This is a genomic window from Pseudomonas sp. LBUM1655 (genome assembly GCF_059716085.1).
On the sequence record NZ_CP166801.1, the window covers coordinates 1,667,554 to 1,683,483 of the forward strand.

Here is a 15,930-nt window from a genome sequence, read left to right on the forward strand (position 1 = left end):
GTTTCACTCTTGTAACAACAGAGCTAAGAACATCCTGAAGCGTAGCTAAGAAAAAATTTTCATAAGGCTTATGCCGAAAAAAACTTATGCGCTTTGTAAAAACCGGCACATTGTTCAGCTCGAAAGCCTTTGTTTTATGCGCTTCAGGGAGCTCAAAAAGGCTTGAGGAAAGTTCCATTCACTTTGCGACATACGGCGAAGTACTGCTGAAGGGGAGGGACGCGTAACGGTCAATGAGTGACAGATTTTTGTCACTTGGGTGATTCACCACCGTTACGTAGCGTTAGTAGGCGTGCTGCCTTGATCAGGATTCGGAAGTGCTTGATAGCACTCAAGTTTCCCGCTCAGACAGAACCTGCGAAACGAACTGTCGAGGGTGCGAGCGTCGCCCCGACAACCCGATTGAGCCATGGGCTGCTTCGCGAACCAGTGCCGACGGTGGTCGGCAGCGGAGGATTTCACATGGCAACGCTCATCGGCACCGTTACTAAAGTCATTGGTCAGGTTTTTGCGCAGGGCATCGACGGCACTCGTCGCGCCTTGGTCGAGGGCGACAAGTTGTTTGCCGGCGATCAACTGATCACCGGAGCCGAAGGCGCCGTCGCCGTTCATCTGCAAAATGGCCAGGATTTGACCTTGGGCCGCGGCAGTAACCTGACCATGACCAGTGAGCTGCTGGCCGGGCAGGCTGCTCATGTGAACACCGCAGAGGCCGTGACCCCGAGCGACGCGCAACTGACCGATGTCGAGCAGATCCAGAAAGCCATCGCTGCCGGTGACGACCCGACCAAAACCGCCGAAGCCACCGCCGCCGGCCCCAACGCCCCCGGCAACCCCAGTGGCGAATTGGGCGGCGGGCACAGTTTTGTCCTGCTGACGGAAGTCGGCGGGCGGGTCGATCCGATCATCGGGTTCCCCACCGCCGGGTTCAACGGCATTCCCGAGTTTCCCGAAGAGCGGCGTAACGCGGTCATCGACAATGGCGACAATGGCGACGACGGCGTCACACCCGTTGTGCCACCGCCGCCGGTGAATAATCTGGTGACCCTCAACGGCCTGGCGGCGCCCGGCGGAGAGCTGAACCTCAATGAAGCTAACCTGCCTGACGGCTCGGCGGCCAATCTCGGCGCCCTGACCCAGAGCGGCAGCTTCACGGTATCGGCGCCGGACGGTTTGACCAGCCTCAGCATCGGCGGTATCAACCTGATCAACGGCGGCGTGGCGGTCGGCTTCCCGCAGTCGATCACCACGCAACTGGGCAACACCCTGACGATCACCGGTTACAACCCGGCGACAGGCGTGGTCACTTACAGCTACACGCTCAATGGCAATGAAACCCACGCGGCGGGTGACGGCAGCAATAGTCTCAGTGAACAATTCACCGTGATTGCTGGCGACAGCAATGGCGACACCGCGACCGGTACGCTGGACGTCAACATCACTGACGACGTGCCCAGAGCGATCGATGACAGCAACGGCACCGCCTCGGAAACCCAACTCACGCTGACCGGCAACGTCCTGACCAACGATGTGCAAGGCGCCGACCGAGTTCCGACCGGTCCCATTACGCCCGGCACGTTCACCGGGACTTACGGCACGCTGGTGCTCAACGCCAACGGCACTTACACCTACACCCTGAACACCAGCGACGCAGATTTCAAAGCCCTGAACGGTGGCGGCGACGGCACGGAAACGTTCACCTATACCCTCACTGATGCCGACGGCGATACCAGCACCGCCAGCCTCGTTTTGCAGATCAATAACAATGACGATCCGGTGGTGATCAACGGTTTGAACGTCGAGGGCGGGGAACTGACGGTTTACGAGCAAAACCTCAGCGACGGCAGTGCGCCGGACTCCACTGCGCTGACTCAAAGCGGCACCTTCAGCATCACCGCGCTGGACGGCGTAACAACCCTGACGGTTGGCGGCATCGCAGTCGTCACTAACGGCGTGGCCGCAGGCTTCCCGCAATCGATCACTACACCTTTGGGCAGCACGCTCACCATCACCGGGTTCAACGCCGCAACCGGCGTTGTCAGCTACAGCTACACCCTCGCCGATAACGAAGCGCACCCGACCGCCAACGGCGCCAACAACTTGCCTGAGCAATTCGCTGTCACCGTGGTCGACGACAACGGCACCACGGCCAACGCGACCCTAGACGTGAACATCGTCGACGACTTGCCAAAAGCCGTGGACGACAGCAACACAACCACGGCTTCGGAAAGCCAGCTCACGCTGACCGGCAACGTCCTGACCAACGATGTGCAAGGCGCCGACCGAGTTCCGACCGGTCCCATTACGCCCGGCACATTTACCGGGACTTACGGCACGCTGGTGCTCAACGCCAACGGCACTTACACCTACACCCTGAACACCAGCGACGCCGATTTCAAAGCCCTGAACGGCGGCGGCAACGGCACGGAAACGTTCACCTATACCCTCACTGATGCCGACGGCGATACCAGCACCGCCAACCTCGTTTTGCAAATCCACAACAACGACGATCCGGTGATCATCAACGGCCTCGACGTCAATGGCGGCGAGCTGACGGTTTACGAGCAAAACCTCAGCGACGGCAGTGCGCCGGATTCCACTGCTCTGACTCAAAGCGGCACCTTCAGCATCACCGCGCTGGACGGCGTAACAACCCTGACGGTTGGCGGCATCGCAGTGGTCACCAACGGCGTGGCCGCAGGCTTCCCGCAATCGATCACTACACCTTTGGGCAGCACGCTCACGATCACCGGGTTCAACGCCACAACCGGCGTGGTCAGTTATAGCTACACCCTCGCCGATAACGAAGCGCATCCGACCGCCAACGGCGCCAACAACTTGCCTGAGCAATTCGCTGTCACCGTGGTCGACGACAACGGCACCACTGCCAATGCGACCCTAGACGTGAACATCGTCGACGACTTGCCAAAAGCGGTGGACGACAGCAACCCAACCACCGCCTCGGAAACCCAACTCACGCTGACCGGCAATGTGCTGACCAACGATGTGCAAGGCGCCGACCGTGTGCCGACCGGTCCCATTACGCCCGGCACGTTCACCGGGACTTACGGCACGCTGGTGCTCAACGCCAACGGCACTTACACCTACACCCTGAACACCAGCGACGCAGATTTCAAAGCCCTGAACGGCGGCGGCAACGGCACGGAAACGTTCACCTATACCCTCACTGATGCCGACGGCGATACCAGCACCGCCAACCTCGTTTTGCAAATCCACAACAACGACGATCCGGTGATCATCAACGGCCTCGACGTCAATGGCGGCGAGCTGACGGTTTACGAGCAAAACCTCAGCGACGGCAGTGCGCCGGATTCCACTGCGCTGACTCAAAGCGGCACCTTCAGCATCACCGCGCTGGACGGCGTAACAACCCTGACGGTTGGCGGCATCGCAGTGGTCACCAACGGCGTGGCCGCAGGCTTCCCGCAATCGATCACTACACCTTTGGGCAGCACGCTCACCATCACCGGATTCAACGCCGCAACCGGCGTTGTCAGCTACAGCTACACCCTCGCCGATAACGAAGCGCATCCGACCGCCAACGGCGCGAACAATCTGCCTGAGCAATTTGCGGTCACTGTGGTCGACGACAACGGCACTACTGCCAACGCGACCCTCGATGTAAACATCGTCGACGACCTGCCAAAAGCCGTGGACGACAGCAATCCAACCACCGCCTCGGAAAGCCAACTGACGCTGACCGGCAACGTGCTGACCAACGATGTGCAAGGCGCCGACCGCGTCCCTACCGGCCCGGTTACGGCCGGCACGTTCACCGGGACTTACGGCACGCTGGTGCTCAACGCCAACGGCACTTACACCTACACGCTGAACATCAGCGACGCCGACTTCAAAAACCTGCACGGCGGCGGCAACGGCACAGAGAACTTCACCTACACCCTCACTGATTCGGACGGCGATACCAGCACCGCGAATCTGGTTTTGCAGATCCACAACAACGATGACCCGGTGATCATCAACGGCCTGGATGTGAATGGCGGCGAACTCACCGTTTACGAGAAAAACCTCAGCGACGGCACCAGCCCCAACACCCCGGCGCTGACCCAGAGCGGTACCTTCACCGTAACCGCCCTCGATGGTCTGCAAACCCTGACCGTGGGCGGCATCAACGTGGTGACCGGCGGCGTGGCCGCAGGCTTCCCGCAATCGATCGTCACGCCGCTGGGCAGCACGCTGACCATCACCGGTTACAACCCGACAACCGGCGTGGTCAGCTACAGCTACACCCTGGTCGACAACGAAACCCACCCGAACGCCAACGGCGCCAACAGCATCACCGAGAACTTCAACGTCGTCGCCACAGACACCGACGGCAGCACTGCCAGCGGGCAGATCAACGTCAACATCGTCGATGACCTGCCGAGCGCCTATCCTGATGCGGCGTCGGTGGCCGAGGGCGGTACCGTCAGCGGCAATGTGCTGAATAACGACATCGGCGGCGCCGACGGCCCGGCGGTTACCGGCGCGGTGGTCGGCGTGCGTGCAGGTTCCGACACGTCGACCTCGGCCATCGGTGGCTTGAACGCGCAAATCAACGGCACCTACGGCTACCTGACGCTCGATGCCAACGGCAACGCGGTCTACCACAGCAATCCGAATGGGGTGAACGGCCCCGGTGCGGTGGATGTGTTCACCTACACCGTGCGCGATGCCGACGGTGACGAAAGCACCACGACCATCACCATTGATGTCGCCAACAGCAAACTGTATGCGGTCAGTGACACCGACGTCACCGTCTTTGAGAAAGCCCTCGACCTGACCAAGGACGGCGCCGATCTGGCCCCTGGTACGGTCACCGGCAGCGACCCGACCAACACTGGCGAAACCGCGTCCGGCACGCTGGTCGGCTCGGTCACCGGTGCGGTCGGTGCGATCAGCTATGCGCTGGTCGGCAGTGCCACCGGCAACTACGGGCAGATCGTGCTCAATTCCAACGGCACTTACACCTACACCCTGACAGCGCCGGCGACCACCTCGCCGAATGCCGACGACGGCGCCAACACCCTGACCGAATCCTTCACCTATCAGGCCACCGATTCGCTGGGCAATATTGTCAACAGCACCATCGTTGTCAGCATCGTCGATGACGTGCCAAAAGCTGTGAACGACAGCAACGCGAACACCGCTTCGGAATCGTTGCTGACCCTCAACGGCAATGTGCTGACCAATGATGTTCAAGGTGCGGACGTGGTCGCGACCGGGCCGATCACTGCCGGCACGTTTGTCGGGACTTACGGCACCCTGGTGCTCAACGCCAACGGCACTTACACCTACACGCTGAACACCAGCGACGCCGATTTCAAAGCCCTGAACGGTGGCGGCAACGGCACGGAAACCTTCACCTACACCCACACCGATGCCGACGGAGACACCAGCACCGCCAACCTGGTGCTGAACATCCACAACAACAACGATCCGGTGGTACTCAACGGCCTCGACGTCTACGGCGGCGAACTCACCGTCTACGAGAAAAACCTCAGCGACGGCACCAGCCCCAACACCCCGGCGTTGACCCAGAGCGGCACCTTTACCGTCACCGCGCTTGATGGTCTGCAGACCCTCACCGTGGGCGGGATCGCGGTGGTCACCAACGGCGTGGCCGCAGGTTTCCCGCAATCGACTGTTTCGCCACTGGGCAGCACGTTCACCATCACCGGCTACAACCCGGCGACCGGTGTGATCAGCTACAGCTACACCCTGGTGGATAACGAAACCCATCCAAATGCCAACGGTGCCAACAGCCTCACCGAGAACTTCACAGTGGTGGCGACCGACACCGATGGCAGCACCGCCAGCGGCCAGATCAACGTCAACATCATCGATGACCTGCCGACCGCCAAACCCGACACCGGCTCAGTGGCGGAGGGCGGCACCGTCAATGTCAGCGTTTTGGGTAATGACGTCAGCGGTGCCGATGGCGCGGCCACGGTGGTCGGCGTGCGCGCCGGCAGCAACACCGGCACCTCGGCCGTCGGCGGCCTCAACAGCAATATCAACGGCGCCTACGGTTACCTGACCCTGGACGCAGCAGGCAACGCCGTTTACCACAGCAACCCGAACTCGGTGAGCCCGCCGGGCGCCACTGACACCTTCACCTACACCATCCGTGACAGTGACGGCGATGAAAGCACCACCACCATCACCATCAACGTTGCCGACAGCAAACTCGTGGCCTCGGTCGATCAGGACGTAACGGTTTACGAAAAAGCCCTCGACCTGACCAAGGATGGCGCGGATCTGGCACCGGGCACGGTCACCGGCAGCGATCCGACCAACACTGGCGAAACCGCCACCGGAACACTGGTTGGCGCCGTCACCGGCGGCAGTGGCGCGATCACTTACACACTGGTCGGCAGCGCCACCGGCACCTACGGGCAGATCCAGCTCAACGCCGACGGCACCTACACCTACACACTGACTTCGGCGCCGAAAACCTCGCCGAACGCCAACGACGGGCCGAACACTCTGAGCGAAAGCTTCACCTACAAAGCCACCGACGCGCTGGGCAACAGCACCACCAGCACCCTCGTCGTCAACATCGTCGATGACGTGCCGAAAGCCGTGGCCTCGGATCGTTCGGTGACAGCGGTGGAGATCGATTCCAATCTGCTGATCGTCCTCGACATCTCCGGCAGTATGGCCGACGCGTCCGGCGTGCCGGGCCTGTCGCGGCTGGCCTTGGCCAAGCAGGCCATCAGCGCCTTGCTCGACAAGTACGATGATCTGGGCGATGTGAAAGTGCAGCTCGTCACCTTCAGCAGCAACGCCACTGACAGAACTGCGGTGTGGGTGGACGTGGCCACGGCCAAAACCATTCTCGCCGGGCTCACGGCGGGTGGCGGCACCAACTACGACGCCGCCGTGGCGGTGATGCAAACCGCGTTCAATACCTCGGGCAAACTCACCGGGGCGCAGAACGTTGGCTACTTCTTCTCCGACGGCAAACCCAACGAAGGCGACATCAACGCCGCTGACGAAGCCGCGCTGAAAAACTTCCTCGATGCCAACAACATCAAGAACTACGCGATCGGCCTGGGCAGCGGCGTGAGCAATGCCAACCTCGATCCACTGGCCTACGACGGCATCAACCACACCAACACCAACGCGGTGGTGGTCACCGACCTCAACCAGCTCAACTCGGTGCTGTCGGGCACCGTGGAAGGCGCACCGGTTACCGGTTCGTTGCTGGGCCAGGGCGGCACCTTCGGCGCCGATGGCGGGTTCATCAAATCCATCGTGGTTGACGGCACCACCTACACCTACGATCCGAAAGCCAACGGCGGACAGGGTTCGCTGGTGCCAAGCGGCGGCGTCAATCACGGTACGTTCAACACCGCAAACAACACGTTGAGCATCGCCACCAACAACAGCGGCACGCTGCTGATCAACCTCGACACCGGCGAGTACACCTACACCTCGCAAAAAACCACCACCACGGTGATCACCGAGAACATCGGCTTCACCGTGAGTGACAACGACGGCGACCTCGCCAGCTCGACGCTGACCGTGAAGGTGATCCCCAACGCGCCGCCCGTGGCGATGGACGACCACATCATCACCAACGTGCTGTCGGGCAACATCGTCGTGCCGGGCGAACTGCTGCTGGCCAACGACACCGATCCGAATGGCGATACGCTCAACGCTACGCCAACCAGCTTCAACACCGGCTGGATCTCGAAAGCGGCGGACTTCACCGGCACCGGCGCCATCAGCTTCACCGGCAACAACCCCAACACTGCTGCCAACCAGAACCTGGCCAATGTGCGCAATTCGTTCTCGGCCAACGCGGCGACCATGACCGCCGTGCTGGTGGTCAGCGGCTACCTCGGTGCGGTGACCAACACCAACGCCAACGATGAAGATCGCATCACCGTCAACCTGCGCCAGGGCGAAACCCTCAATCTGGATCACAACCTGGCAGCCGGTAACGTCAGCATGGAGTACTCGATCAACGGTGGCGCCTACATGGCGCTGGCGGACGGCCAAACCCTCACCGCGACGTCGGACGGCGTCTACCAGATCCACATCACCAACATCACCAACCCCGCGGGTGGTAACGCCAACGGGTCGGAAAACTACCAACTGACCATGACCCTCAACTACGCCGGGGCACATGACATCACTCCGGATTACAACGGCACCTACACCGCCAACGACAACCACGGTGGCAGCGACACGGCCGCCGTAACCATCAGCTATCAGGATGGTCACACCCTCACCGGCACTGCGGGCGATGACGTACTGGTGGCCGGCACCGGCAACAACATCCTCAACGCTGGCGACGGCAACGACGTGCTCACCGCAGGCTCCGGCAATAACGAAATGCACGGCGGCGCCGGTAACGACTTGATCTACAGTGGCCCGGGCAATGACCTGCTCGACGGCGGCAGCGGCATCGACACCGCGAGCTACGCCCATGCCACTGCCGGGGTCACGGTCAACCTCGGCCTGCTTGGTGCGCAAAACACCCTTGGCGCCGGGACGGACACCCTGACCGGTATCGAAAACCTCGTCGGCTCGAACTTCAACGACAGCCTGACCGGCGACAACAATAACAACGTGATCAACGGCGGTTTGGGCAACGACACCCTCAACGGTGGCGGCGGCGATGACCTGCTGATCGGCGGCCTGGGCAACAACACGATGACCGGCGGCGCAGGGGCTGACACCTTCCAGTGGCTCAAAGGCAACAGCGGCCACGACCTCATCACCGACTTCACCCCCGGCACCGACAAGCTCGACCTGTCGCAACTGCTGCAAGGTGAAAACGGCAGCACGTCGTCACTCGATGACTACCTGCACTTCACCGTCACCGGCAGTGGCGCGTCGGTGCTCACCAGCATCGACGTCAGCGCCATGGCCGGCGCCACGCCGAACCAGACCATCGACCTGGCCGGCGTCAACCTGGCTAGCCACTACGGCGTTACGCCGGGGGCGGGTGGGGTGATTGCCAGCGGGCATGACACGGCGACGATCATCAGCGGCATGTTGAATGATCATTCGTTGAAGGTGGATACGGTGTGATCGGCCTTTGATTCAGGCCTGAAACGACAAAACCCGCCGTCCCGGTTGAACGGGGCGGCGGGTTTTTCATGCCCGAAGACAGGTGTTATCTGAGGGGCTGCCTTCGCGAGCAGGCTCGCTCCCACCATTGACCGCGTTCCACTGTGGGAGCGAGCCTGCTCGCGAGGGGGCCAGAGTTGCCATCGAATGCTCAGCGGGTGTTCACCACGCCGGCATCAGCCCGGCAACTCCAGATTATCCAGCACCCGATTCACCGCCAGTTCTCCCAGCATGATCAGTTGCGCAATGCCCTGTAGGGTTCTGCGCTGCGACGCGGGTATGAGATGGGCGAAGTCATTGGCGATGGTTCGTGCTGAAGCGAGGGTTTCGCAGGCATCGGCCAGTAGCTCCTCGTTTTTGAAGTCCGCGGTAGCGGCGTACATTCTGCGGTTTTTACGTGGCGGAGGCGTCGAGCCAGGCGAGCAGAGGTAATGATCGAGGGCGCGGTCGGCGGCTTCGTTGAGCTTTTTCGAGTCGAGGGATTCGTAGGGGGAGGTGGGGTCGGTTTCAGGCGGGTTGGGCGTTGGTTTGATCATGGTTAAAGTCTCTAGAGTAGTGAAGCTACCACCGTTCGCTGCTAACGAAGGAGGTGGCGGCTGTACGCGGGTTAGCAGACCAGGACTCTAGAACCCGGCGCACCGAAGTGCCCCACGCAAAGCCGCCATAACGGCAACGGACTTTGTGCGTCTAGAGAAAACCCGGGCTGCTAAACCCGATCACTGAAAAGTCAGCGACCGAGCCACAACAGAACCCGCCCCCAAGGCGCACAAGCCGGCGGATTCTGGCGTAGCTGTAGGCAATTACGCAAGGCTGTGTAGCCTCAGAGAGTGTTTGCAGGCCTGGTTTAAACGTAGGTGTTTAAAGTCAAAAGATCGCAGCCTGCGGCGGCTCCTACAGAGGATCTTCATGAGCTGCCGCAGGCTGCGATCTTTTAGCGTTTCAGGATTTACGCAGGGTCTTCTGCCGAAGAATATAAACCGTCACCAACACCGCACTGGTCAGCATGAACCCTCGCGCCCACGGCAGCGGCACCAGATAGCAGGAAAACAGTATGCTCGCCCACATCAGCCCGATCGCGTAGACCTTGCCCTTGAGCGGAATGCCGTTGCCATCGAGGTAATCGCGAATCCACGGCCCAAGGCGCGGATGCTCGACCAGCCAGCGATAAAAACGCGGAGAGCTGCGGGCGAAACACGCGGCCGCGAGCAATAGAAAGGGGGTAGTGGGCAGGACAGGCAGGAAAATCCCGATCACCCCCAATGCGACGCTAAGCCAGCCGATGGCCAGCAGGATGTAGCGCAACATCAGGGGGCGGTTGCCTATGGGGTTGTCCATAGGCCGTATCTTAGTGGTGACGAGGCTTGAGAATCGCCGGTTTTTCGTCTGGAGCCTGGCACAGCAGGTACAGCGCGGTCAGGGCTTCCGGGATCTTTACGATCATGTCGTCCATCAGGTTGGCGTCTTTGGCGATGTCTTCGAACTCTGGCTGTTCGTCGAACAGGCCCGAACCGACCATGATCGGCAGAAGCATTTCGCTGACTTCTTCTTCGGCGGTTTCGAACCATGCCGCTTCGCGCAGGAACACGCCTTCCATGAAGCCGATGCACCAGCCACGCAGTTCCGAATCGTCCGGCTCTTCGCCCAGATCCAGTTCGCATGGCAGTTCGAATTCTTCGTCGGACGCCAGTTGGCGGGCGATGTGCGCCTTGAGGCCGATCAGGGTGGCTTCGATCTCTTCGCGCTGTGCCTCGCTGCTGTAATGCGGCTCTTCGGCGAACAGGGCGTCGATCCACTCACGTTCCGATACGTCTTCCGCGCAGATCGACAACGCGGTGAGGTAACCGTGGGCGGCCACGTAATCCAGCGCCTCGTCATGCAGTTCGTCGGCGTCGAGGAAGACTTGCAGGCGGGTCAGTTGCTCAGCGAAGGACATTACGGGGCTACCTTGGGGGAATAAACAATGCGGGAATTCTAGGCCTTCTTGAGCGCTCAAGCCAGCCGCATGGCAGATTTGCCTGATTGCGGCAGGTTTCTCGAGTCTCTTATCAGCGGCACCCTCTGCGGGGGAGGGCTCGGGTATACTGCCGCGTTTTGCGATCCCTGCCCGTATTGCGGCCGCCATGCAACGCGCCCTTACGTTTTGTTTAAGCAGCTCAGGCTGTCTTGAACCAGCCTGAGCAGGGATGTTTCGGTAGATTTTTGGAGTTTTTATGCTCGAACAGGCTCAACGCGTCCTCAAGGACATCTTCGGCTACGACAGTTTCCGTGGCCGGCAGGGTGCAATCATTGAGCGCGTGGCCAGCGGCGGTGATGCGCTGGTGCTGATGCCTACCGGTGGCGGCAAGTCCCTGTGCTTCCAGGTGCCCGCGTTGTTGCGCGATGGCCTGGCGGTGGTTGTCTCGCCGTTGATCGCCTTGATGGACGATCAGGTCGCCACCCTTGAAGAGCTGGGTGTGGCCGCCGCCGCGCTGAACTCCACTTTGAGCGCCGAACAGCAGCGTGATCTGGCGGCGCGGATCAAGCGCGGTGAAGTGAAGATGTTGTATCTGGCGCCCGAGCGTCTGGTGCAGCCGCGCATGTTGTCGTTCCTGCAAGGGCTGAACATTGCCCTGTTCGCCATCGACGAAGCCCACTGCGTATCGCAATGGGGCCACGACTTCCGTCCGGAATACCTGCAACTTGGCCAATTGGCCGAGATGTTCCCCGATGTGCCGCGCATCGCCCTGACTGCCACCGCCGACAAGCGAACTCGCGAAGAAATCGTCACCCGCCTGCATCTGCAGAACGCCGAGCGCTTCCTGTCGAGCTTCGACCGGCCGAACATCTTCTATCGCATCGTGCCCAAGGAGCAGCCACGCAAGCAGTTGCTGGCGTTTCTGGCCGAGCGGCGCAGCGATGCCGGCATCGTCTATTGCCTGTCGCGTAAAAAGGTCGAGGAAGTTGCGGCGTTCCTCAGCGAGCAGGGTTTCCCCGCGCTGCCTTATCACGCCGGCCTGCCCAATGAGCTGCGTGCGTTCAATCAGAAGCGCTTCTTAAATGAGGAAGGGTTGATCATGGTCGCCACCGTGGCGTTCGGTATGGGCATCGACAAGCCCAACGTGCGCTTCGTCGCTCACCTCGATCTGCCGAAATCCCTTGAGGCGTATTACCAGGAAACCGGACGCGGCGGCCGTGACGGTCTGCCGGCGGATGCGTGGATGGCCTACGGCCTGCAAGACGTGGTGATGCTCAAGCAGATGCTGCAGAACTCCGAAGGTGACGAACGTCACAAGCGTCTGGAGCAGCACAAGCTTGACGCCATGCTGTCGCTGTGTGAGGAGACCCGCTGCCGTCGTCAGACCCTGCTGGCCTATTTCGATGAAGAGATGGCCGAACCTTGCGGCCATTGCGACAACTGCGTCGATGGCGTGCAGACCTGGGACGCCACCGAGCCTGCACGTCAGGCGCTGTCGGCGATCTATCGCACCGGTCAGCGTTATGGCGTCGGCCATCTGGTCGATGTGCTGCTGGGCAAGGACAACGAAAAGATTCGCAGCTTCGGCCATCAGCATCTCTCTGTGTACGGCGTCGGCAAGGCGCTGAGCGAGAGTGAATGGCGCTCGCTGTTCCGCCAGTTGGTGGCGCGCGGCCTGGCCGATGTCGATCACGAAGGCTACGGCGGCCTGCGTCTGAGCGACACCTGCCGGCCGCTGCTCAAGGGCGAGGTTACGCTGGAACTGCGCCGCGATCTCAAGCCGCAGGTCACCGCCAAAAGCGGCAGCAAGAGCCCGGCCAGCCAATTGGTGCGCGGCGAAGAGCGCGAACAGTGGGAAGCCCTGCGTGCGCTGCGGCGCAAACTCGCCGAAGAGCATGGTGTGCCGCCGTACGTCATCTTCCCCGACTCGACCTTGCTGGAAATGCTCCGCAGCCAACCGACATCGCTGGCGGATATGGCTCGTGTCAGCGGCGTCGGCGCGCGCAAGCTGGAACGTTATGGCGAGGCCTTCCTCGAAGTGCTCGGCGGCGAAGCGGAGGCGCCGAAAGTGGTGGCCGACGTGCGTCACGAATTGATCACCCTGGCTCGCGCCGGCATGACGCCGATGCAGATCGCCGGTCAGTTGCAATGCTCGGAAAAGAACGTCTACACCATGCTCGCCGAGGCTATTGGCAAGCAGCAGTTATCGCTGGAGCAGGCGCTCGACCTGCCGGAAGAACTGATGGGTGAAGTGCAGGACGCATTCCTTGACGGCGAGGGCGAACTGCCGCCGGTCGCCGAAGTGGCTGAGCTGTTTGCTGGTCGTGTTCCAGAAGGTGTTCTTTATTGCGTGCGGGCTGCGCTGCAATCGGAATTCGAAATGTAAGGCGGCGTTTGCGCCAAGCCCCATACAGTTGTAACGATTCAGTACAGAGCGCCACTTGCCTATAGCTGCAGCTCATGCTTAGCTGACTAATAATTAGTTTTTCTCTATTACTTCAGTTTAATCACGAGAGTTTTATGCCGTTAACCGATCAACACCGCTTTGGCATGCAACTGGCCCAGATGTCGCGCGGCTGGCGTGCCGAACTGGACCGCCGGCTGGCGGGCCTGGGGCTGTCCCAGGCACGCTGGCTGGTGCTGCTGCACCTGGCGCGTTTCGAAGACGCCCCGACCCAGCGAGAGCTGGCGCAAAGCGTCGGCGTTGAAGGCCCGACGCTGGCACGCTTGCTCGATAGTCTGGAAGGCCAGGGTCTGGTGCAACGCCAGTCCGTGATGGAAGACCGCCGGGCGAAAAAAATCGTCCTCTGTGCCCCGGCCCTGCCACTGATTGAGCAGATTGAAACCATTGCCACCCAACTGCGTCACGAATTGTTCGAAGGCGTCGACGAGGCGGATTTGAAGGTGTGCATGCGAGTTCACGGGCACATTCTGGGCAACCTGGAAAAATCTTGAGGCATAACCACGTGCCGGTTTTTTGAGGGATCGCGCTGAGCAAGCTATAAGAACTACTAGGCAATATCGTGTTCGTACCGGATGTGCGAACGCATAGAAGTCGGTTTTGCTTATTAAAGGGATGCTCATGCTCGCAAGTTGGCACGTGGTACTGCGCATTTGCGCCAAAGGGCTGTTGGTCGCTGGCGCCGTCGGCTATTCAACCTTGTCGTTGGCTCTGGGGCTGGGTGACATCACGGTTCATTCGGGCCTTAATCAGCCGCTCAAGGCCGATATTGCGCTGATCGATGTCGGTGCTTTGGCGCAAAGTGACCTGTCGGTGAGCCTGGCCACGGCAGACGAATTCGGCAGTGCCGGGGTCGAACGGGTGTTCTTTCTCAACGACCTCAAGTTCACGCCGATCCTGCATGGCAATCGCCAGATGATCCGGGTCACCTCCAGCAAACCGGTCAATGAACCCTTTCTGAATTTCCTCGTGCAGCTCAATCAGCCCAATGGCCGCGTGTTGCGCGAATACACCATACTGATCGATCCGCCGGGCTCGCCGGGTATCGTGCCAGCCACCGATGAACCGGATCCGCGCGCGCAGTCTTCGGCGTTTCCCACGGTCGAACCGGTCACCGCGCTGCCCCAGGCAGCGCAGGGCAAGCGCGGAACACCTGCGGTGCCACCACCGACGACGGCGCCGGCCAACGAGGCGCTGGCCGAGCAATTGGCCGCCAGCGTGCTGCAGAGCCAACAATTGCAAAAGTCCCTGGACGAGCTGAATGCGAAATTGCAGGCACAGGATGTGCAGATTGCCGACGGCAAGAAGCAGGTCAGTGATCTGCAGACACGCTTGGCCGAATCTCAGAAGCCACCGCCAGCGCCGGTGGTAACTCCGGCACCTGCTGCGGTTGTTGTACCGGTCGAGTCCACGGACGACGGGTTGAACTGGCCACTGCTCGGAGGTTTGTTGTTACTGCTGGGGGCATTGGCTGCGTTGTTCGTTCACCGTCGACGCCAACAAAAGGTGCCGAGTGACACACCAGTGCCGTTGTTGCCGCTGCGCAATGAGGTCGATGTGGATGAATCCGAGAGCGCCGAACCGGTCAGGACTCACGCCTCAGCCGAGCATCGTGAAGAGCCGGCGGCGGGTGATGTCCTGGAAGCCGTGGGCATTTACCTGGCATACGGGCGACTTGGCGAAGCAGCCGGGTTGTTGCGCGATGCGCAGCACAAGGAGCCGGACCGCATCGATATCGGCCTGCAATTGCTCGAGGTGCTGGGGCGTCAGGGCGATAGTGCTGCTTACGAGCAGCAGGAAAGTCATTTGCGTGCGCGTGGAGTGGAGGCTCACCAGTTGCAGGATATTCGCGCCCGGCATCCGAAACTGACGAGTACTGAGCCGCTGGCGGCAACGGCGCCATTGGTCGCCAGCATTACGCCTGTCATTGTTGCCGCTCCCGAATCCGCTGCGGCTGAACATGATTTCGAGTTGAATCTGGATGAGTTGTCGATGGATTCCAGCTGGGATCTGGAGGACAGCCGTGCGGCACCGGTTCAGCCACCAGCCGAAGCGTCCGCTTTGGGTTCCAGCCTGCAAGTGTTGCCGCAGGACTTTGAATTGCCGGAAACCGCGACCAGCGAGGAAGCCGAGCTTGAGTGGATCCCCGAGCCGGACGCGCAGCCGCTGGACGATGACTTTCTCAATGAGTTTTCTGATCCGGAGCCATCGCTCGCGCTGGAGCCGTTGGCGTTGCAAATGTCGGAGCCCGAAGAGGCGGCAGGTTCCGGGAAGCTCGAACAGGCTCAGACCTGCATCGATGACGGCGATATCGACAGCGCGATTGCGTTGCTCAATGAATTGCTCAAGGAAGGGGATGAGCCTTTAAAGCAAACCGCGCGGACCCTTCTGGCAGGCATCCGCTGATCCC

The 15,930-nt window shown here is 61.0% G+C and carries 7 protein-coding genes; 4 read left to right on the top strand and 3 right to left on the bottom strand.

Annotated elements, in window-relative coordinates; translation table 11 throughout:
• Window positions 1-462: 462 nt before the first annotated feature.
• On the top strand, window positions 463-9,066 hold the full coding sequence (locus ACA074_RS07475) for a retention module-containing protein (RefSeq protein ID WP_497678718.1): 8,604 nt from the start codon (window positions 463-465) through the stop codon (window positions 9,064-9,066).
• 215 nt (window positions 9,067-9,281) lie between these two features.
• Here ACA074_RS07475 and ACA074_RS07480 read toward each other — a convergent pair whose 3' ends face one another.
• The 3 genes from ACA074_RS07480 to ACA074_RS07490 form a co-directional block, all read right to left on the bottom strand.
• Window positions 9,282-9,641, bottom strand: a complete 360-nt coding sequence (locus ACA074_RS07480; protein ID WP_489878478.1) for a DUF6124 family protein — start codon at window positions 9,639-9,641, stop codon at window positions 9,282-9,284.
• Window positions 9,642-10,044: 403 nt separating this feature from the next.
• Window positions 10,045-10,440: a YbaN family protein gene (locus tag ACA074_RS07485; RefSeq protein WP_025110581.1), complete on the bottom strand. Its 396-nt coding sequence runs from the start codon at window positions 10,438-10,440 to the stop codon at window positions 10,045-10,047.
• A 10-nt stretch (window positions 10,441-10,450) separates the two neighbouring features.
• Window positions 10,451-11,038 (bottom strand): UPF0149 family protein, encoded by a 588-nt coding sequence (locus ACA074_RS07490; RefSeq protein WP_497678719.1) that lies wholly within the window; start codon window positions 11,036-11,038, stop codon window positions 10,451-10,453.
• 277 nt (window positions 11,039-11,315) lie between these two features.
• Between ACA074_RS07490 and recQ the strand changes: the two genes are divergently transcribed.
• The 3 genes from recQ to ACA074_RS07505 all read left to right on the top strand — a co-directional run bounded on the left by recQ (window position 11,316) and on the right by ACA074_RS07505 (window position 15,926).
• The gene (gene recQ / locus ACA074_RS07495) at window positions 11,316-13,445 is read left to right on the top strand and encodes a DNA helicase RecQ (protein WP_187677315.1); all 2,130 of its coding nucleotides are present in this window, start codon (window positions 11,316-11,318) and stop codon (window positions 13,443-13,445) included.
• Between the two features lie 134 nt (window positions 13,446-13,579).
• Window positions 13,580-14,014, top strand: coding sequence for a MarR family transcriptional regulator (locus tag ACA074_RS07500; protein ID WP_187677316.1), 435 nt, complete (start codon window positions 13,580-13,582; stop codon window positions 14,012-14,014).
• Between the two features lie 127 nt (window positions 14,015-14,141).
• The gene (locus ACA074_RS07505; protein WP_497678720.1) at window positions 14,142-15,926 is read left to right on the top strand and encodes a motility hub landmark protein FimV; all 1,785 of its coding nucleotides are present in this window, start codon (window positions 14,142-14,144) and stop codon (window positions 15,924-15,926) included.
• The last annotated feature ends 4 nt before the right edge of the window (window positions 15,927-15,930 follow it).